Source organism: Rhodococcus sp. MT28, from assembly GCF_058792695.1.
Window position 1 is genome coordinate 71,910 of record NZ_JBXAFD010000009.1, and the last position, 19,471, is coordinate 91,380.

The window sequence follows — 19,471 nt, forward strand, 5'->3', positions numbered from 1 at the left end:
ACGATCCGTGACTATTGCGGTAACCGGTTCCATCGCCACCGACCACTTAATGCGCTTCCCCGGCCGCTTCGCCGATCAGCTCCTCGCCGATCAGCTCGCCCACGTTTCGCTGAGTTTCCTGGTCGACGATCTCGTGATTCGCCGCGGTGGTGTCGGCGGCAACATCGCTTACGCCATGGGCGTGCTCGGTGGGTCCCCGCTACTCGTCGGCGCAGTCGGTGCCGACTTCGCCGAGTACCGCACGTGGCTCGAGGACAACGGCGTCGACTGCAGCGCGGTCCGTATCTCGGACAAGGCACATACGGCGCGTTTCGTGTGCACCACCGACGAGGACATGGCGCAGATCGCGTCGTTCTACCCCGGTGCGATGAGCGAGGCTCGCGAGATCGAACTCGCGGCAGTGGCCAAGACTGCAGGCGCAGTCGAGTTGGTGCTGATCGGCGCCAACGACCCCGAGGCCATGGTTCGCCATACCGACGAATGCCGTCTGCTCGGGATTCCGTTCGCAGCGGATCCGTCGCAGCAGCTTGCCCGCCTGTCCGGTGACGAGGCCAAGGCGCTCATTCACGGCGCGAAGTACTTGTTCACCAACGAGTACGAGTGGGGTCTTCTTCAGCAGAAGACTGGTCTGAGCGAGGAAGAGATCCGCGCGCAGGTCGGCATCCGTGTCACGACCCTCGGCTCCAAGGGTGTGGAAATTGTTGACGCCGAAGGCAATTGGGTGCGCGTCGACGTAGTGCCCGAGACCGGCAAGGTGGATCCGACGGGCGTTGGTGACGGCTTCCGCGCCGGGTTCCTGCTCGCACACGGCGCCGGTCTGAGCTTCGAGCGTGCTGCACAGTTGGGATCTTTGGTCGCTGTGTTGATTCTCGAGACCGTGGGAACGCAGGAGTGGGTGTTCAATCGCGACGAGGCACTCAAGCGCCTTACCGACGCATACGGCAGCGCGGCAGCGGACGAGATCGCGACGATCCTGCCGAAGTAGGGCTCCGCCCCGTGAGTGGTTGAGGAGTTCGGAGACTCCCTAACCGCTCACGGGGCCGAAGGCCTAGATATTGACCGGGTACACCGGTTCCTGGATCTGCGGCACGATGCGCTTCTCCACGAAGATTCCGTGCCAGACCATGAAGGTCAGGACGGTCCACAGGCGTCGGCTGTGGTCGGACACGCCCTCGCGGTGATCGTTGAGCATCTTCACGACGGCCTGCTTGTCGAAGATGTGGTCGGTTCCCGACTCTTCGATCTGCAGATGTGCCCAGTCGAAGAGTTCGGTGCCGCGCAGCCAATGGCGCAGGGGAACCGGGAATCCGAGCTTCGCGCGGTGCAGAACATGGTGCGGCACAATGCCTTCCAGGGCCTGGCGCAGTGCGTACTTGGTCGTGTCCTTCGTGATCTTCTGATCGAGCGGTACGCGTGACGCGACGTCGAAGACCTCGGGATCGAGGAACGGCACACGCAGTTCCAGCGAGTTGGCCATCGTCATCTTGTCTGCCTTGACGAGGATGTCGCCGCGCAGCCAGGTGAACAGGTCGAGATGCTGCATCCGCGCAACCGGATCCCAGTCCCGTGACTGCGCGTAGATCGGCGCAGTGACGTCCTGGTGAGTCCACTCGGGGCGGAAATCGCGCAGGACGGCGCGGAGCTGAGCGTCGTTGAAGCTACGAGCATTTCCGTAGTAGCGCTCCTCGAGCGTCAAGGAACCGCGGTTGAGCAGACTCTTGCCGCGAGTGCCGTCCGGGATGCGTTCGGACAACTTGCCGGCAGCCCGACGCAGTCCCTTGGGGAGGTACTCGAAAGGCTTGAGCGACAACGGCTCACGGTAGATCGTGTAGCCGCCGAACAGCTCGTCGGCACCCTCGCCGGACAGCACGACCTTGACGTGCTTGCGCGCTTCCTTCGCGATGAACCACAGCGGAATCAATGCCGGATCGGCTACCGGGTCGTCGAGGTACCAGACGATCTCGGGAATGGCAGCGGCGAACTCGGCGGGGGAGACCACCTTGACAACGTGCTTCGCGCCGATCGCTGCGGCAGATTCTGCAGCGACGTCGACCTCGGAATAGCCCTCACGTTCGAAACCGGTCGTGAAGGTGATCAGGTTGGGGTTGTGGCGCATCGCCAGCGCCGCGATCGCCGTGGAGTCGATACCACCGGACAAGAACGAACCGACGGTGACGTCGGCGCGCATGTGCTTGGCGACCGAATCCTCGAGTGCCTCGGCGATTTCCTGGTAGCGCGCCTTCTCGGTGCCAGGTGCAAAAGGCTTGGCCGGGAACTTCGGCGTGAAATACCGCGTGAACGTGGGCTCCTCGCCCGGACGCACCCGAGCGAAGCTGCCCGACTCCAGGCGTCGGATCTGCTTGTGCAGTGTTTCCGGCTCCGGTACGTACTGCAGAACGGTGTAGTGCTCGATGGCACGCGGATCCAGCTCGGTACCGATGCCGATCAGATCGGTGAGTTCGAGCAGGCTCTTCTTCTCGCTGCCGAACGCGGTGCCGCCGGCGCCGGTCGCGATGAACAGCGGCTTGATCCCGAACGGATCGCGCGCGATGAACAGCTCGCGTGTGTCGGTGTCCCAGATCGCGAACGCGAACATTCCGCGCAGGCGCCGGACCGCGTCCTCACCCCAGTAGTGGAATGCAGCGACGATGGCCTCGGAGTCGCCCTCGGTGAAGAACTTGGCGTCGTGGTCCTTGACCAGTTCGGCGCGGATCTCCAAGTAGTTGTAGATCTCGCCGTTGAACGTGAGCGCATAACGCTCCGGGTTCTCCGGTGGGCCCCAACGCAGCGGCTGGTGGGAATGAGCGATGTCGATGATCGCCAGGCGGTTGAACCCGAAGACGAGGTGATCGTCGTTCCACGTCCCGTGTTCGTCCGGCCCGCGGTGACGAAGGCAATGCATCGCCTGGTCGACCCGCGAGACGGCGTCCTCGCTGGTTCCGCCAGATGTCAGTAGCCCGAGCAGTCCACACACAGCGTCCGGTTCCTCGATTCAGAATTTTTGTACAGAAGGCTCCCGGACACGAGTGTCGGGGAGAGGTCAACGAACTCTTGACGAAAGTATGCCGCAGATCGACGTCCCTGCCGATCGCGGCGGAACGAATCGACGTGATGTGCGTCGCCGAAACGACCTGAGCCGTTCCTGAGCAGCACCTGAGAGAGCTGTGTGACGTCCGCCGCGACACGGGCGAGGACCCGAGGATGGATAGCGCCCGGCTTTGGTCTACGCTGCGTAGTAATTGGGCCTTCCCTCCGGGCATGCCCTAGTTGAATTTTGTGGCGATCAGGAAGGCGTGAACGTGGCGCAAGGTCGGATCCTTCGGCGAGCGGGGCTGGCAGTATCTCTGGGCATTGCTGCCTTGCTGCTGTCGGGTTGCTCCATCGACAACGAAGTGCTTCGTTTCGGGTGGCCTTCGGGCATCACCCCGGAGGCGACGCGCATGCGTGAGCTGTGGACGTGGTCGGTTGTAGCCGCCCTCGTCATGGGTGTGCTGGTGTGGGGGTTGGTCTTCTGGGCCGTCATCTTCCACCGTAAGAAGAAGGACTCGCCGGAATTCCCGCGTCAGACGGCATACAACGTGCCGCTCGAACTCGGTTACACGGCAGTTCCCTTCGTCATCATCGCGGTTCTCTTCTACTTCACCGTCATCGTTCAGAACCATGTTCTGGACAAGACGGACAACCCTGACGTCGTTGTAGACGTCACGGCCTTCCAGTGGAACTGGAAGTTCGGCTACCGCTCCATCGAGTTCGGTGACGGTTCCGCCAAGTACAACGGAATCGACGTCGAGGCCGAAGAGGCTGCCAAGACCGAGGGCTCCACTGTCAACGATCACGGCGAAGAAGTTCCCGGCCCGATCCACGGCAACAGCACCGAGGACCTGAGCTACCTGCACTACGACAAGATCGAGACCGTCGGCTCCAGCCAGGAGATCCCGATCCTCGTTCTGCCTACCGGCAAGCGAATCCAGTTCGAACTCGCTTCCTCGGACGTCATCCACGCATTCTGGGTGCCCGAGTTCCTGTTCAAGCGTGACGTTCTCCCGAACCCCAAGGAGAACCACTCGGACAACATCTTCCAGATCAGTGAGATCGAGAAGGAAGGCGCGTTCGTCGGGCGTTGTGCAGAAATGTGTGGCACGTTCCACGCGATGATGAACTTCGAGGTTCGTGCGGTTTCGCCGGAGGACTTCGCCAAGTACATCGAACTGCGCAAGGGTGACGCGGAGGGCAAGGGTGGTCTGACGACCGCTGAGGCTCTGCAGGCAATCGGTCAGTCGCCGGTGGCTACGTCGACCACGCCGTTCAACACCGACCGCGAGTACCGTCAGGCAACCGTCGCCACTGCAGGCAACTGAGCCGGCCAGCCTCTTCACTGAACAAGGACAAGTGCTGATATGAAGATCGAAGCCAAGCTCTTCGAGATCCTGACGATGTTCTTCATTCTCGTCGCGATCATCTACGGAGTGTTCACCGCTCTGTCACGCACAGGTATCGAGTGGGCCGGACTGACGGCCATCGTCCTGTCTGCAGGTCTGACGCTCATCGTGGGTACCTACTTCCGCTTCGTCGCCCGTCGTCTGGACACCCGTCCCGAGGACTACGACGACGCTGAAATCTCGGATGGTGCAGGAGAACTGGGCTTCTTCAGCCCGGGTAGCTTCTGGCCGATCCTGCTTGCCGCTGCTGCTGCACTCGCGGCAGTGTCGCTGGCGTACTTCCAGCCGTGGCTCATCGCAGTCGCAGTTGTCTGTGTGCTCGCCGCAGCCGCAGGCCTGGTGTTCGAGTACTACACCGGACCCGAGAAGCACTAGTTTCACCCGCACTCGAACAGAGGCGCCGCACCCACCCGGGTACGGCGCCTCTGTTGTCGTTTATGTACGTTTCGGTGGTAGGAGGGTGCCTGTCAACAGCCGCTCTCTGTCAATCGTGGAGCGAGTATTCGAGGTCGTAGCGGTGCAGACCGTCGACGACCTCGAGCTCGAGAGTGCCTGAGATGCCCTTCAACTCGCCGGTTCCGGACCCCGGCACGATCTCGTACAGAAGCTTCTGCGTTCCGTCGATCATCTGACCGAACTGCTGCAGGGCGAACGATCCCACAGCTTCGTCGACCTGCCCCGTGACAAACTCCAAAGCGACATAGCCCGCTGCACCGGCTGTCGGATCGCCCGCGGACAGCATCAGTCCGGACGACGTGCCTTCGACGCCGCCGATGAACGTCTTGTCGAACTCGAAGCGTCCGACGCGTCCGGAGAGCTCAGGATCGGCGGGGCGAAGATCGATCTCGAAGGTGCCGCGTGCATGGGATGTCATGGTCCGAGTATCTCACCAGGCGACAACGCCTCGAGGGGACTCCCGAGAACGTGCAACACTCGGTAGATGATTCTCGAACATGCCGTCCTGCAGGTCGATCCGTCGCAGTCAGCGCGTTTCGAGGCCGCATTCGACGTGGCCCGAACCATCATCTCCGAGGTTCCCGGATTCATCAGGCTGCGGCTCTCGCACTGCCTGGAATCACCGGAGCGATATCTCCTGCTGGTCGAGTGGGAAGACGTGGAGTCACACACCATCGGGTTCCGTAAGTCGCCAGGATACGAGAAGTGGCGAGAACTTCTCCATCACTTCTACGAGCCGTTCCCGACGGTGGAGCACTATTCGACTGTGCTCGAGGTCTAGCAAAGCGTAGTGCCTGCTGTTGTCGGCGCTCAGACGACGGACCGGGGGAGTGGTGCCCACTTGGAGGTTGTCCATACTGAATCGCTCAGAGAACGAGTGAGGCCCCGAACCGGAATCCGGTTCGGGGCCTCACTGGTCAACTGACGTTCTTAGTGGAGTTCTCCACTTGAACCATCGGACTTGCCGTTGGTTCGGTTCTGGTAGTCCAGAAGGATCTGAAGCTGCTCGTGCTCAGCTTCGTGATGAGCGGCTTCGAGAGCCTCGCTCTCCTCGACTGGGTCAGCGGTGATCAGGCTACCGCTACCGGGCTTGCCGGCGAGGCCGAGCTTGTTCATCTTCTTCGGGACAGCAGCACCCTGGTACTCGAGCGGGATCGGGTGTCCGTGCTCGTCGACGGGGCCGAGCGGCTGGTGGATCTCGATGTACTGGCCGTTCGGCATCCGCTTGATGATGCCGGTCTCGATGCCGTGTTCGAGGACTGCACGGTCACTGCGCTGCAGGCCGATGCAGAACCGGTACGTCACGAAGTACGCGATGGGCGGAAGGATGACCATGCCGATACGGCCGATCCACGTCATTGCGTTCAGCGAGATGTGCAGGTGGTACGCGATGATGTCGTTGATGCAGGAGATCGTGAGCACCAGGTAGAACGCGATGGACATCGCACCGATAGCGGTACGGACCGGCACGTCGCGCGGGCGCTGCAGGATGTTGTGGTGAGCGTCGTCTCCGGTGAGACGCTTCTCGATCCACGGGTACGCGATTAACAGTGCGAAGACGAGGCCCATGATCAGGGCGACGGCGAACACTGCAGGGATCGTGTACCGGTTGAACAGGTAGATCTCCCACGCTGGCCACAGTCGAGCAAGGCCGTCCGTCCACATCATGTAGATATCGGGCTGGGAACCTGCCGAGACCTGTGACGGGTTGTACGGACCGATGTTCCACACGGGGTTGATCTGGAACAGACCACCGAGCAGTGCGAGCACGCCGAAGGTCATGGCGAAGAACGCGCCACCCTTCATCGCGAAGACCGGGAGGATGCGGACGCCGACGACGTTCTGTTCCGTACGGCCGGGGCCGGGGAACTGCGTGTGCTTCTGGTACCAGACCAACGCGAGGTGGCCGGCGATCAGAGCCAGGATGATGCCCGGGAACAGCAGCACGTGAGCGACGTAGAGACGCGGGATGATGAGGTCGCCGGGGAAGTCGCCGTCGAAGATCAGCCAGTGCATCCAGGTACCGACGATCGGGATACTCATCGTGATACCACCGAAGGCGGCGCGGAGGCCGGTGCCCGAGAGCAGGTCGTCGGGGATGGTGTAACCGAAGAAGCCTTCGAACATCGCCAGGATGAGCAGCAGGCAGCCGATGACCCAGTTCGCTTCACGTGGGCGACGGAAGGCGCCGGTGAAGAAGATGCGAGCGAGGTGAACGATGATCGACGCCGCGAACATCAGTGCAGCCCAGTGGTGAATCTGGCGAACGAAGAGACCGCCGCGCACCTCGAAGGAGATGTTCAGGGTCGTCTCGTAGGCGCGAGACATCGTGACACCGCGAAGCGGCTGGTATGCGCCCTGGTAGACGACGTGTGCCATCGACGGATCGAAGAACAGCGTCAGGAACACACCGGAGATCAGCAGGATCACGAAGCTGTAGAGCGCGATCTCGCCGAGCATGAAGGACCAGTGCGTCGGGAAGACCTTGTTGATCTGCCGGCGCATGCCTGCGGCGAGGTGGTAGCGGGAGTCCATAGCCTCCGCTTGTCCAGCCGCTGCCGCGCTGATCTTGGACGGTTTGGTTGTTGTTGTGGTCACGGTCGACGCTCCCAAAATGCCGGGCCGAGTGCTTCGATGAAGTCACCGTCGGCGACCAGGAAGCCCTCTTCGTTCACTGTAATAGGCAACTGCGGAAGTGCGCGAGCAGCGGGACCGAAGATCGGCTTGCCGTAGGTCAGTGCGTCGAACTGCGACTGGTGGCAGGGGCACAGAATACGGTTGCTCTGCTGTTCGTAGAGCGAGGTGGGGCAACCCAGGTGGGTGCAGATCTTCGAGTAGGCGAAGTAATCGCCGTAGTTGAAGCTTTCCTGGCCCTTACGCTTGGTGACACGCGCGGTGTCTTCCGTGCGGAGGCGGATGAGCATCACCGAGTTACGAATGCCGCGTAGTGCTGCGAGCAGAGCGTGCTCGTCGCCACGGTCGGACTCGCGGAACGGGAAGACCGTTTCCATCGAACCGGCATCGAGATCTTCCGGGCGAACGAGGACGATGTCCTCGGGACGGCCGGTGTCACGACGCAGGTAGATGGTCTCGCCCGGGTAGTTCGGGGTCCAGCCGGACACCCACAGAGGTGAGTCGTCGCCCTTGGCCCACGGGTTCTTGATGAGTCCGCCGAGGGGCATGACCATCATGACGCCGAGTGCGCCGCCGCCGAACATCAAGCTGCGCTTGATGGCCTTGCGGCGGGGGAGGGTGGACGTCTCGAGGGTGTCGCCGAGCTCGGCGACGATCGTGCGACGATCGACCTCGGTGGAACCACCGTCGTGGCGGTCCTGGATCGAGACCTCTTCGGGGATGAACTTCTTCGTGAACTGAACGGCACCGATGCCGACGCCGAGGATCGCCAGACCCATGGTCAAGCCGATCAGCGGGGTGTACAGGCTGTACTTGCCGTAGTTCTCGTCACCGGCGCCTGCGTACTCCCAGGGCCAGAACAGGTAGATCGCGATGAACGCGATCGCCGAAACGCCGGCGAGGCCGAACCAGAAGGCGACGTTGCGCTCGGCGCGCTTTTCCGCCCTGGTGCCCTTTACCGACCAACGATCACGGCGGTAGACGACATCGACGCCATCGAGATTGGTACCCAGCTTGACCAGGTCGTCGCGTGACATCGCGTCGAGCTCTTCATCTGTGTACTTCTTAGGCGTATCGCCGCCATGCTGGCCAGCGTCGCTCATGACCTTGCTCCGATCCACAATGCTGCACCGACGACAGCGATGATTCCGACGGCCCACATGGCGAGACCCTCAGAGGCCGGACCGAGGCCACCGAGCCCGTACCCACCGGGGTCCTTCGACTCGCCCGACGACTTGACGTAGGCGATGATGTCCTTCTTCTCCTCGATCGTCAGCTGACGATCCGAGAACTTCGGCATGTTCTGGGGACCGGTAACCATGGCAGCGTAGATCTGCTGCTCGCTGGCCGGATCCAGGACCGGGGCGTACTTGCCCGAGGACAGTGCGCCACCGCGGCCGGTGAAGTTATGGCACGACGCGCAGTTGAGCCGGAAGAGCTCACTGCCGCGTCCGACGTCGCCACCGCGCAGCGAGGACTGGGCGATTTCGCCGTTCTCGTCGCGGATGAGCGTCGGGCCGCCGCCGTTGGCCTGGATGAAAGCGCCGAGGGCGTCGGTCTGCGCAGCATCGAACTTGGGGTCCTTGCGTGCAGCCTGGGCCTCGTTGCGAGCTGCCGGCATACGACCAGAGGAGACCTGGAAGTACACGGCTGCTTCGCCGACGCCGATGAGGCTGGGACCGCGGTCCTGCACGCCCTGCAAGTTCGCGCCGTGGCACGTGATGCATGACGTGTCGTACAGCTGCTTGCCTTCACGAATCAGGGCTGCTGAATCGTCACTGGCGGTCGCAACCTGCGGAGCTGGTGTCAACGCCGAAGCGAGGAAACCTGCGCTGATCAATCCCATCATCAATACGAGCGCGCCAGTGACGCGCCGGCGGATTTTCCGCTGGCGACGCGACTTCGCGGCATTCGCTGAGTTATCGGATGCGGGAGGGGGGGATGAACTCATCTGTATCCCTTTGGTATGTCGGGACGGAACTGGACGTCAGGGGCTGCCTGGGGCGTACAGCTGATTAACGGATGAAATAAATCGTGGCAAACAGCGCGATCCACACGATGTCGACAAAGTGCCAGTAGTACGAAACAACGATCGCGGCGGTGGCCTGGGCGGGCGTGAACTTGCTGACCCGGGTACGTGCGATCAAGAAGACGAAGGCGATGAGACCGCCGATGACGTGCAGACCGTGGAAGCCGGTGGTCATGTAGAACACCGAGCCGTACACGCTGCTCGAAATCGTGGTGCCCTCGTGCACGAGGTGGTAGTACTCGTAACCCTGGCCGGCGACGAAGAACGCCCCCATGACCAAGGTGATGGTGTACCAGCGACGAAGTCCGAAGACGTCGCCACGCTCAGCCGCGAAGACACCCATCTGGCAGGTGAACGAAGATGCGATAAGCACCAAGGTCACCGGCACGGCCAGATACAGGTTCAATTCGGTTGGCTCCGGCGGCCAATTTCCGTTCGCCTGAGCTCGTGCCACGAAGTACATGGCAAAGAGCCCTGCGAAGAACATGAGCTCACTTGACAACCACACGATGGTGCCAACGCTGACCATATTCGGCCGGTTCAGCGAGTGCACGCGTTGGGTGATTGCCGATCCTGAAGTCCCTACTGCGCTCGTCACAGACAGAAGTATGACGCTTCGTCGTAAGAGACGACCACTCGGGTCCACCATCGGCGCGTCGCTCGGCTCGAGTTCGCGGGATCGGGCGGCGAACGCGCTGGTGGCGTGGTCGGAATATGCTGGCGCGATGGCAGCTACACACAAGAGTAGACCGTGGTTCCTGAGAATTTTCGGCACGAAGATTCCGACACCGCTCGATGCAGGGCGGTCGGATCTGGTCGTCGTTGCCGAAGGCTTCGACGACGCCGAGGCGAGCTCGACGGCTCTCGAACGTGCCGCCTCCACCGAGCCGGAGTTCAGGGCGGAGTCCGAAGTGGTTCTGCGGCATCATCTCGACCTCCCGGAGGGCTCGGTAGCCGATGCCGAGAGCATCGTCGCCCAGGACGGATATGTGCGAGGCTCGAGTCGGCCCGAGGACGTGACTCCGGTGGTCGAGAATTCGGTTCGCGTCGTCTTCGAGCGTGTCCAGGTGCTTGACGCCCTGCATTGCTCCCAGGAGCGGTCACGAATGGCCGGTCTGGCGCAGCGACTCGGTGGTTCGGTCGCCGGGTGGGACGCGCTCCAGCCCCCGATACTTGCGGAGGCGCCGCCCAAACGCGGTCGCAGAAAGTCCTGAGCGGCCCTATTCGGTTTCCTCCTTACCTCACTGACTAGGCTGCGAGGGTCATCGGCAGCACAAAATGGCAGCGCGAAACGACAGCTCGAAATCCAGCCCACTCGAACGACAGGGGACCAAGGCACTATGGCCGGCACCGACGCATCCAACGCCGTGAACGTCGATTCGAGTGCAGTGGTGCGGTCCTGGCCGTTGATTCTCGGTTTGCTCACGGACGGCAGTGACTTGTCGGAAGCCGACAGTCGCTGGGCGATGGGCGAGATCATGTCGGACAACGCCACCTCCGCTCAGATCGCTGCTTTCGGGGTCGGTCTGAAGATGAAGGGCGAAACCCCCGCGGAGTTGGAAGGGCTCGCCGCCGCGATGCTCGAACACTCCAGGCGCGTGCCGGTCGATTCCGACGTCGTCGACATCGTCGGCACGGGTGGTGACCGCTCCAACACGGTGAACATCTCGACGATGGCCTCGATCGTGGTTGCCGCGTCCGGTGTGCGAGTTGTCAAGCACGGCAACCGCGCTGCTTCGTCCAAGAGCGGTGGCGCCGACGTGCTCGAGGCGCTCGGCGTTCGCATCAACCTCGGGCCGGAGCAGGTTGCGAGGTGCGTCGAAGAGGTCGGCATCGGCTTTTGTTTCGCGCCGGTCTTCCATCCCGCACTGCGCTTTGCGGCGGTGCCTCGCAAGGAAATCGGCATTCCGACGGCATTCAACGTGCTCGGTCCACTGACCAATCCGGCTCGTCCGCGTGCCGGGCTGATCGGGTGCGCATTTCCGAAACTGATCTCGGTCGTCGCGGGAGTCCTTGCGCAGCGCGGCAATTCGGCGTTGGTGGTACGGGGAGACGACGGACTGGACGAACTGACCACATCGACGACGTCGACAGTTCACATCGTCGGGGGTGGAAGTGTGCGAACTGTCACGCTGGATCCGCGTGACCTCGGAATCGACCGCGTTCCTCTCGAAGAGTTGCGTGGAGGCGACGCCGAAATCAACGCCACCGTCGCCAGAACGCTGCTTTCCGGGCAGAAGGGGCCGGTCCGGGACGCGGTCCTGCTGAACGCGGGAGCAGCCATCGCGGCATTCAACGGTGTCGGCGACGATCTCGAGAGTGCGATCTCTGCCGGGATGACTGCAGCCGCTGCCGCGATCGACAGCGGCGCGGGCGCTGAACTGCTTCACAAGTGGGCGGCGCTCACCGCCGAGCTGGCCGACCAAGCCTGATCGAGGGGCTATTCACCCAGCGAGAAACCGGCCTCGACGTCTGCGCTGGAGAATGACTGGAACGCAATGTGTGTGGCGGTTCGGAGAACGCCGGGCACCTTGTTGATTCCTCCGGTGACCACGTCGGCGATCTGGGCGTGGTCACGCACTTTCACGATGGCGATCAAATCGACGTCACCTGCGCACGAGTAGACCTCGGTCACTCCGGACAGGTCGGCGACGGCCTGCGCGGTTTCCGGGATCCGAGCGGACTCGGCGTGAATCATGACGATGGCGTTGATCATTTCTCTCCTCGATTTCCCTGCGGGTTGTGATGACCCGGTGGTTTCGATCGAGCTTAGGGGTGCCGCCCCGCCGTTACGTCATCGATGTTCGGATTCGGTTCCGGCTCGGGCGAGTCGGCACCAGGCTTCCCACTTGCCGGCGCCGCTCACAGGTTCGACGTATCCAGATGTCGCCGACACGATTCGGACACCGTCCGACGAGAGCCACCTTGCGATCAGTCCCAGTTCTTCGGGTGACGCGCCGCGGAACGGGGCGTCGTCCGGTAGGACGGTTTCGGCCGCCGCGGTGATGGCGTCGACGACGGGCATCGGGTGAGTCCCACGTCTGGCGAGCCCGGCGGACGCGAGACGCCCGGACCGGATCACCGACAGCTCCCAGCCGCCGTCTCCGGTGGGGCGGGCGAGAACGAGTTGTTCGATCGCCGCGACTGCAGCGAGTCGCTGAGTGCGCCGCACTGCGGTGGCGACTGCGACCGTTCGGTCACGCAGACGCGCAGCATTCTCGAACAACGCGTGTGCGGACAGCTCGTCTATCCGGGCCTGCATCTGTTGGAGGGGAGTGTCGTTGGTTCCTCGGAAGAATCCACGCACGGCCTCAGGGGCGGCCGCGTAGTCCTCTGCGTTGATTTCCGGGGTCCAGGAGGCTGGACACGCCCCCAGTTCGCGAGCGGGGCAGTCAGGGCCGTGAACGGCGCCGCGTCCGAGACGCTTGGTACACGTGCGCAGACGACTGAACTCTGCGACGGTGTCGGCGACGTCGACTGCGTCGGCGCGAGAGGTGAACGGGCCGATCGAATCGGCCGTGGGCGTGCGAACCACGGACAGTCTCGGAAACGCCTCGTCGGTGAGGGTGATCCACCAACCTCGCTTGGGAAACTTGGAGCGACGGTTGTACGGCGGCGCATGCGCGCTCAGCAGTCGTAGTTCACGCACCCCGGCTTCGAGAGCGTGCGCGCACTCGACATGGTCCACGCGGGTGGCCAGCGCGACCATTTCCTTCATCCGGCCGCGGGTCTCCGAACCGGTGAAGTAGTTGCGGACGCGGCGTCGAAGGTCGGTAGCAGTTCCTATGTAGAGGGCTTCGTCGGAAGGACCGCGGAAAAGGTAGACACCGGGGCTTCGCGGCAGGTTTGCGGCGAAGGACCGTTTGGCCCGTTGATGCGAGGAAATGTTGGGCAGGTAGTCGACTAGTTCGCTGTAACTGTGGACACCCTGGTTTCCGACCCTGTCGATCAGTCCGTGGAGGACGTCGACGGTCGCACGCGCGTCGTCGAGAGCCCGGTGCGTCGGCTGGGTGGTCACTTGGAAGAGATGGGCGAGTGCGGAGAGCTTCACCGAAGGTGCTTCGTCGCGTGTGAGTACGCGCCGGGCGAGTTTGACGGTGCACAGGACACGGAACGCAGGCCACGGGCGCGCGCTGCGTGACGCCGCTGCTTTGAGGAAACCGATGTCGAACGGCGCGTTGTGTGCCACCAGCACCGCGCCCTCGGCGAACTCGAGAAATGCAGGCAGGACACGTTCGATTGGAGGTGCGCCGATCAGCATGGCCGTGGTGATTCCGGTCAGTTCGACTATGTAGGGCGGAATCGACCGGCCGGGGTCGACGAGTGTTGCCATTTCGCCCAGTACCTCGCCGCCGCGGATCTTGACGGCGCCGATCTCGGTGATGGAGTCCTGGTCGGCGCTGCCCCCTGTGGTCTCGAGGTCGACGACGACAAATGTTGTCTCGCTCAGCGGTGTGTCCAGTTCGTCGAAGCTCAGTTGCCGCCCGACGTCGAACTTCTCCCCGTCGGAGAACGGGGGCGGAGACGGAAATTCTCGGGCCGAGGCGGGACTCACACCGCAGACAGTAGAAGTACCCCCCGACACGAATTCGAGAGTGCAGACACGGAATCCGACCCGCACGGACTTCCATTGCGAAATCGGTGGATGAACGCCCGACAAAAGTAGGAGAGACGAGGATCACACTTGCGGTGGGAACTCGCGAATGTGGACGCGCGCCTACTTGTGAGTAGGGCGAGTCGAGGGGTCTTCGGTGCGTCTGTCGACGGCTGAAACCGCGTCCGTGACCGGAACAGGTTCTAGTTTCAAGTAATCATCGTTGAACTGCATGGAAGATCGGATTGTCGGGTTTGGTGAGCCTTGGCAGTGGGTAGAGGGCGCGGGTTTGACGGCCTGGAGTGGGTCGCCGAACCGACCTGTTGTTATCTCCCCGTGACCCGCCGGGCGTATCGCGGGCGCGGCACCACGATTTCCGGCGAATCGGGCGCGATTGTCACGAAGCGGTCGACATCGTCGCGATCATTTCGTAACCTTCCTGAGACCTAACGAAGTCTTGCCGGACCAAACAGGACCGGCATCGTCAGGAACCGCCTAATCGGGATCTCCGCGAGGAACCCGAACCGGGAACCCAAGTTTCCACTGGGGTGAATCCCGCCTGGGGTGCAGCACGCAGGATCGCTGCAGACCACGCGGGTAGGGCTGATCTTCCCAGCCCGAACCCGTCAGCTAACTCGGTCGGCGGATGAATGGAAGAAATGGAGCACCCCTTAAGTGGCGTCACAGAGTTTCAAGCGTTCTGCGCAGTTGGCAGTAGCCGGCGCGCTCGCAGTCGGAGCATTCGCTGCAACCGCTGCACCTGCCTCGGCAGACCCCATCACCATCCCCGGCGTCGGCACGTTCGAGGTTCCGGGCGTTTCTATTCCTCAGTTGCCGGTCATTCCGGGCATCACCGACATCGCACCGGCTGCACCGGCCGCTCCCATCTCCAGTGTTGGTGAGCAGGCAGTTCGCGCCGCAGAGAGCAAGCTGGGCTCCCCGTACGTGTACGGCGCAGCCGGCCCGGACGCATTCGACTGCTCCGGTCTCGTTCAGTGGGCATACAAGCAGGCCGGTCTCAACCTGCCTCGCACGAGCTACGACCAGGCTGCAGCCGGCGTTGCCGTCGCACAGTCCGATCTTCAGGTCGGCGACGTGATCTCCTTCTACGGCGGATCGCATTCGGGCATCTACGCCGGTAACGGCAATGTCATCCACGCGTCGACCGCTGGTCAGCCCGTGAAGCTCGCTCCGGTGTCCTCGATGCCGTACGACGGCGCTCGCCGTTACTGATTTCTGAACACGCTCGACGGCTGTCTCCGGTAGGCAGTCGGAACGATCCGCCGCTGTGATGCGGCGGAGCTCGGGGGAGCTCCGGATCTTCGAATGTGGGCCTCGAATCTTCGATTCGGGGCCCACATTTTCGTTTCGCGACAATTCGCCCGGTACTTCACCCCGACACGCCTACCGGCGAGTAGACACAAACGTATGCCGTTCCGTAACCTTATCGAGACATTGCGCGGCCGAGACAGGTACTGTGGATAGTTGACAGCCAGCTAACAGATCGTCGACCGGCCCCGGTCGGCGTCGCTTCACCGAGACGGAGAGTTGCATTCCGTGGTTTCATCGAAAAACAACAGTCGAGTACGGGCCGCATTGACAGTGGGAGTGCTGGCGTTCGGACTCGTTGCAGGGCCTTCGATGCAGGCCGGTGCTGACCCCGTCATCACCAACCCCACCGAGGCGCTCGACAAGCTCGGTGAACTCTCCCGGGTTTCCGAGCAGACCAACGAAGCGCTGCACAACGCGCAGATCGACCTCGACGCGAAGCTGGCAGTCGCGAATGATGCGGACGTGCGATCGGCAGCCGATCAGGGTCTTCTCGACGCGGCTTCGGCGCGCGTCGCCGAGTTCGCTCCGGCGGTAAACCGTATTGCCACAGCGAATTACCAGGGTGCGCGAACCAATCGCCTCTTTGCGTTGATGGTGAGCGACTCGCCGCAGCAGTTGCTCGACCAGATGTCTGCGCTCGACGTGATTTCCAACGACGCGGCAGTACAGGTCTCTCAGTTCAACCAAGCCACTGCCGATGCGCGTGCCGCCTCGGAAGCGTCGAAGCGATCGGCCGAAGAAGCGCGAACCGCCGCCGATCAAGCCCGCGCGCTCAGTGACGATTTGCAGCGCAAGCAGAGTGAACTGCAGACGCAGATCGCCGACGTGACCAAAGCCTTCCAGAATCTCACCGACGACGAACGTAACCAACTGAGCGGTACGCCTTTCCCGCCGGACGTCGATCTCAGCAAAATTCTGGCTAACTTGACCCCTGGCTCGGGTGCTGCTGCTCTGCAGGCAGGCCTCACGCGGATCGGTGACCCGTACGTCTGGGGCGCGACCGGCCCGAACGAGTTCGACTGCTCAGGTCTGGTGGTATGGGCCTACAAGCAGATCGGAAAGACTCTGCCGCGATCGAGCCAAGCGCAGGCGCAGGGCGGTGTACCGGTGTCGAGGGACCAACTACAGCCCGGCGACGTCGTGACGTTCTACAGCGACAACTCGCATGTCGGCATCTACGCCGGCGACGGAAACATTCTGCATGCGTCGACGTTCGGCGTACCGGTGAAGGTCCAGTCGATGGCAGGCATGGAGTTCTCCACTGCGCGTCGTTACTGACGGCTTGCTGCGCCCGAGCGGCGTGTGGCCAGCCGCCGTGAAGCGTCGAGTCGAGTTCTCCTACACTCGGCACCGTGCCGACTGAACCGATGACGACGCCCGACGTCGGCGCAGATCGACCACGCCGTTGGGAGTATCCGGCCCTCGTGGCGCTCGGTGTAGCCGTGGTGCTCGTTCTGGGCCTGACGATCTTCCTGACGAACAGGTCCGATTCCGACGAAAATGCCGCCGCCGAACAGGACGCGGAACGCAGCGCTCAAGTCCAGAGCTTTCTCGATGCATGGGCCGCGGCTCAGATGTCCGACGATCCGTCGGGGCTGGCGAAGTTCGTCGACAGTGCCGCCGCACCCGGTGTGCTCGAGGCGGAAGTTCGACGAGCCACTGCTGCGGGAGCGCTTGAATTCTCCGACTGGGGATACGAGATTCCCAGCGGCGGCCTGACTCCGGCGCCGCGAACCGGTGCGCCGGGCGGAGACGTCGAAGTATGGAATGCGCAAGTTCTGTTGCGGTACGCCCTCGACGGCGTCGACGCATTGCCCACGCGCAAGGCAGTGTCCATGACGCTCGCGAAACGCGGCGATCAGTGGTCGGTTCTTGCGGACGGGTCGATCGTCGGACTGGACGGCGCCCGAACGGCGGGCGAATCCTGGAACGGCCCCTGGGACTTCGGCCCGCTTGCCGTCGCCGAGAATTCTGCGGGTAACGCGCTGGTGATCGGCCACCCGGGTCAGCAGGCGTTCGTCGACGCTTTGGCTGCCGATGTGGACTCAGCCATCGAGAACACGACGCAGTTGTGGGGGCCGTGGTGGTCCGAGCGCGCGGTGCTCATGGTGGCGGGGTCCGCTGAGGAATTCACCGCACTGGTCGGCTCCCATCACGACGGCGCTTCGATTGCTGCAGTGTCGGTCGCGGATGCGACGGCGGACGGGTCTTCCGACGTGAGTGGCCAGCGGGTGGTCTTCTCGCCTGCCGCGGCTTCGAGGTTGACCGACATCACCAGGCGAACGGTGTTGCGCCACGAACTGATGCACATAGCCGCCCGATCGAAAACCCGTGACGGGTCGCCGATGTGGGTATTGGAAGGGTTTGCCGAATACGCGGGAAACCGTGGATCCTCGCGGGCCTGGGGTGAGATCGCGCCGACTCTGGCGGCAGCGGTACGCTCCGGCGATACTCCGACCGAGTTTCCGGACGACACGCAGTTCAGCGGTGTACCGGTCGTGAGTTCACTGGCGTACGAATCGGCGTGGTCGATCAACGCGTATATCGCCGATCGATTCGGAGAAGCAAAGCTGACCGACCTCTTTCGCGCTCTCGCCTCCGGAAAGATGACGGCCGAAGACCTCGATTCGCGGATCCGAGCGGTCGTTGGCGTCGGAACCGAGGAACTGCGAGCCGGATGGGTCGACTGGACCAACAGCCATCTGGGCTGAGTAGTTCGCGGCTGGGTCGATTGCAGCGGCGAGGTGCCCTTCGCACGTTTGAAGCACCGAGTGCCCTACGGTGGACGGATGCGCCGGACCCTCTTGGTGACCAACGATTTTCCTCCTCGCCCCGGAGGTATCCAGTCCTATCTCCACACGTTCGCCGGGCATCTGCCGCCGGACAAGTTGGTGGTGTACGCACCGCGGTGGCGGGGCGACTCGCACAAGAAGTTCGATGCGGCACAGCCTTTCGAGGTCGTTCGGCACCCGACGACGCTGATGCTGCCGTCGCCTTTTGTCGCTCGTCGAGCCGCGAAGTTGGTCAAGAAGCACGACTGCGAGTCGGTCTGGTTCGGTGCGGCAGCGCCGTTGGCGTTGTTGGCACCGGTTGTTCGACGCGCCGGAGCGAGCCGAGTGATCGCGAGTACTCACGGCCACGAGGTCGGATGGTCGATGATTCCCGGTGCGCGGCAGTCGTTGCGTGTGATCGGTGACCACACCGATGCGGTGACGTTCGTCAGCAAATACACCCGTGGGCGGTTCTCGGCGGCCTTCGGCCCGCAAGCGGCGCTCGAGCACCTTCCTTCCGGAGTGGACACGTCAGTGTTCCACCCGGACTCGGTCGCTCGCGCGGAACTGCGTAAGCGATACGGGCTGGGTGAGCGGCCCACGATCCTGTGCCTGTCGCGGCTCGTGCCACGCAAGGGGCAGGACATGCTCATCAAGGCGCTGCCGACCGTACGCAAGAGCATTGACGGGGCGGTACTGGTGATCGTCGGAGGTGGGCCGTACGAGGACTATCTCCGCCAATTGGCGCGTAAGACCGGGATGGACGATCACGTCGTCTTCACGGGCACGGTGCCCGCCGCAGAGTTGGCGGCGCACCACACGATCGCCGACGTGTTCGCCATGCCGTGCCGTACCCGAGGCGCCGGATTGGACGTCGAAGGACTGGGAATCGTCTACCTCGAGGCCTCGGCTACCGGTGTGCCGGTCATCGCCGGGCGCAGTGGTGGCGCTCCGGAAACGGTGCAGCAGAACAAGACCGGGCTCGTGGTCGACGGCACCTCGGTTCGCGACGTCGCCGAATCCGTGATCGAGGTGCTGTCCGATCGTGATCGCGCGGCCGCGATGGGAGCAGCCGGCCGGGCATGGGTTGCCGAAGACTGGAAGTGGGACACGCTCGCTTCGAAACTGCGTAATCTCCTCGGCTGAGCAACCGGGACTCGAACGCGAACGGCCCGCACCGAATTCGGTGCGGGCCGTTCGTGTCGGCACGTTCGTG

General features: G+C 63.1%; 18 protein-coding genes and 1 riboswitch. Of the genes, 10 read left to right on the plus strand and 8 right to left on the minus strand.

From position 1 onward, the window contains the following. The first annotated feature begins 7 nt into the window (after positions 1-7). Entirely contained in the window at positions 8-985 is a 978-nt protein-coding gene (locus tag AC1Q6C_RS27485; RefSeq protein WP_003941700.1) for a carbohydrate kinase family protein, read from the plus strand. A 63-nt stretch (positions 986-1,048) separates the two neighbouring features. On the opposite strand, the gene asnB is transcribed toward AC1Q6C_RS27485, so the two are convergent. Continuing rightward, positions 1,049-2,974 carry an asparagine synthase (glutamine-hydrolyzing) gene (gene asnB, locus AC1Q6C_RS27490; RefSeq protein ID WP_003941790.1) on the minus strand — a complete coding sequence of 642 codons (1,926 nt, stop codon included), beginning with the start codon at positions 2,972-2,974 and terminating at the stop codon, positions 1,049-1,051. Between the two features lie 319 nt (positions 2,975-3,293). Here asnB and ctaC point away from each other — a divergent pair, with 319 nt between their 5' ends. Next, positions 3,294-4,358: an aa3-type cytochrome oxidase subunit II gene (ctaC, locus tag AC1Q6C_RS27495; protein WP_007730054.1), complete on the plus strand. Its 1,065-nt coding sequence runs from the start codon at positions 3,294-3,296 to the stop codon at positions 4,356-4,358. 39 nt (positions 4,359-4,397) lie between these two features. Further along, positions 4,398-4,814, plus strand: coding sequence for a cytochrome c oxidase subunit 4 (locus tag AC1Q6C_RS27500; protein ID WP_003941723.1), 417 nt, complete (start codon positions 4,398-4,400; stop codon positions 4,812-4,814). 109 nt (positions 4,815-4,923) lie between these two features. Here the strand turns inward: AC1Q6C_RS27500 and AC1Q6C_RS27505 are convergent, their stop codons facing one another. Further along, positions 4,924-5,313, minus strand: a complete 390-nt coding sequence (locus AC1Q6C_RS27505; RefSeq protein WP_063316159.1) for a DUF3224 domain-containing protein — start codon at positions 5,311-5,313, stop codon at positions 4,924-4,926. A gap of 66 nt (positions 5,314-5,379) precedes the next feature. Between AC1Q6C_RS27505 and AC1Q6C_RS27510 the strand changes: the two genes are divergently transcribed. Further along, on the plus strand, positions 5,380-5,676 hold the full coding sequence (locus AC1Q6C_RS27510; protein ID WP_019748908.1) for an antibiotic biosynthesis monooxygenase family protein: 297 nt from the start codon (positions 5,380-5,382) through the stop codon (positions 5,674-5,676). A 149-nt stretch (positions 5,677-5,825) separates the two neighbouring features. Here AC1Q6C_RS27510 and qcrB read toward each other — a convergent pair whose 3' ends face one another. From qcrB to ctaE, 4 genes are all read right to left on the minus strand, one after another. Next, positions 5,826-7,430 carry a cytochrome bc1 complex cytochrome b subunit gene (qcrB, locus tag AC1Q6C_RS27515; RefSeq protein WP_007730057.1) on the minus strand — a complete coding sequence of 535 codons (1,605 nt, stop codon included), beginning with the start codon at positions 7,428-7,430 and terminating at the stop codon, positions 5,826-5,828. 59 nt (positions 7,431-7,489) lie between these two features. Next, a complete protein-coding gene (qcrA, locus tag AC1Q6C_RS27520; RefSeq protein WP_007730058.1) occupies positions 7,490-8,632 on the minus strand; it encodes a cytochrome bc1 complex Rieske iron-sulfur subunit in 1,143 nt (380 codons plus the stop codon). Beyond that, positions 8,629-9,480 (minus strand): cytochrome bc1 complex diheme cytochrome c subunit, encoded by an 852-nt coding sequence (qcrC, locus tag AC1Q6C_RS27525; RefSeq protein ID WP_003941682.1) that lies wholly within the window; start codon positions 9,478-9,480, stop codon positions 8,629-8,631. Before qcrC ends, qcrA begins: the two co-directional genes overlap by 4 nt. 64 nt (positions 9,481-9,544) lie before the next feature. After that, a complete protein-coding gene (ctaE, locus tag AC1Q6C_RS27530; protein WP_007730060.1) occupies positions 9,545-10,156 on the minus strand; it encodes an aa3-type cytochrome oxidase subunit III in 612 nt (203 codons plus the stop codon). A gap of 127 nt (positions 10,157-10,283) precedes the next feature. Here ctaE and AC1Q6C_RS27535 point away from each other — a divergent pair, with 127 nt between their 5' ends. Both AC1Q6C_RS27535 and trpD read left to right on the plus strand, forming a co-directional pair. Beyond that, entirely contained in the window at positions 10,284-10,772 is a 489-nt protein-coding gene (locus tag AC1Q6C_RS27535) for a hypothetical protein (RefSeq protein WP_054826532.1), read from the plus strand. 126 nt (positions 10,773-10,898) lie between these two features. Continuing rightward, positions 10,899-11,990, plus strand: a complete 1,092-nt coding sequence (gene trpD, locus AC1Q6C_RS27540; RefSeq protein ID WP_042921851.1) for an anthranilate phosphoribosyltransferase — start codon at positions 10,899-10,901, stop codon at positions 11,988-11,990. 8 nt (positions 11,991-11,998) lie between these two features. Here trpD and AC1Q6C_RS27545 read toward each other — a convergent pair whose 3' ends face one another. Both AC1Q6C_RS27545 and AC1Q6C_RS27550 read right to left on the minus strand, forming a co-directional pair. Further along, positions 11,999-12,274, minus strand: coding sequence for an Lrp/AsnC family transcriptional regulator (locus tag AC1Q6C_RS27545; protein WP_003941677.1), 276 nt, complete (start codon positions 12,272-12,274; stop codon positions 11,999-12,001). A 78-nt stretch (positions 12,275-12,352) separates the two neighbouring features. Continuing rightward, positions 12,353-14,113 carry a DEDD exonuclease domain-containing protein gene (locus tag AC1Q6C_RS27550; protein WP_268868028.1) on the minus strand — a complete coding sequence of 587 codons (1,761 nt, stop codon included), beginning with the start codon at positions 14,111-14,113 and terminating at the stop codon, positions 12,353-12,355. A 521-nt stretch (positions 14,114-14,634) separates the two neighbouring features. After that, a riboswitch (cyclic di-AMP (ydaO/yuaA leader) is annotated at positions 14,635-14,813 on the plus strand. Positions 14,814-14,827: 14 nt separating this feature from the next. On the opposite strand from AC1Q6C_RS27550, the gene AC1Q6C_RS27555 reads away from it, so the two are divergent. From AC1Q6C_RS27555 to AC1Q6C_RS27570, 4 genes are all read left to right on the plus strand, one after another. Then, positions 14,828-15,385: a C40 family peptidase gene (locus AC1Q6C_RS27555; protein WP_003941754.1), complete on the plus strand. Its 558-nt coding sequence runs from the start codon at positions 14,828-14,830 to the stop codon at positions 15,383-15,385. Positions 15,386-15,709: 324 nt separating this feature from the next. Then, positions 15,710-16,762, plus strand: coding sequence for a C40 family peptidase (locus AC1Q6C_RS27560; protein ID WP_003941704.1), 1,053 nt, complete (start codon positions 15,710-15,712; stop codon positions 16,760-16,762). A gap of 74 nt (positions 16,763-16,836) precedes the next feature. Then, positions 16,837-18,195: a peptidase MA family metallohydrolase gene (locus AC1Q6C_RS27565; protein WP_223304499.1), complete on the plus strand. Its 1,359-nt coding sequence runs from the start codon at positions 16,837-16,839 to the stop codon at positions 18,193-18,195. 78 nt (positions 18,196-18,273) lie between these two features. Then, positions 18,274-19,401: a glycosyltransferase family 4 protein gene (locus AC1Q6C_RS27570; protein WP_064444143.1), complete on the plus strand. Its 1,128-nt coding sequence runs from the start codon at positions 18,274-18,276 to the stop codon at positions 19,399-19,401. The last annotated feature ends 70 nt before the right edge of the window (positions 19,402-19,471 follow it).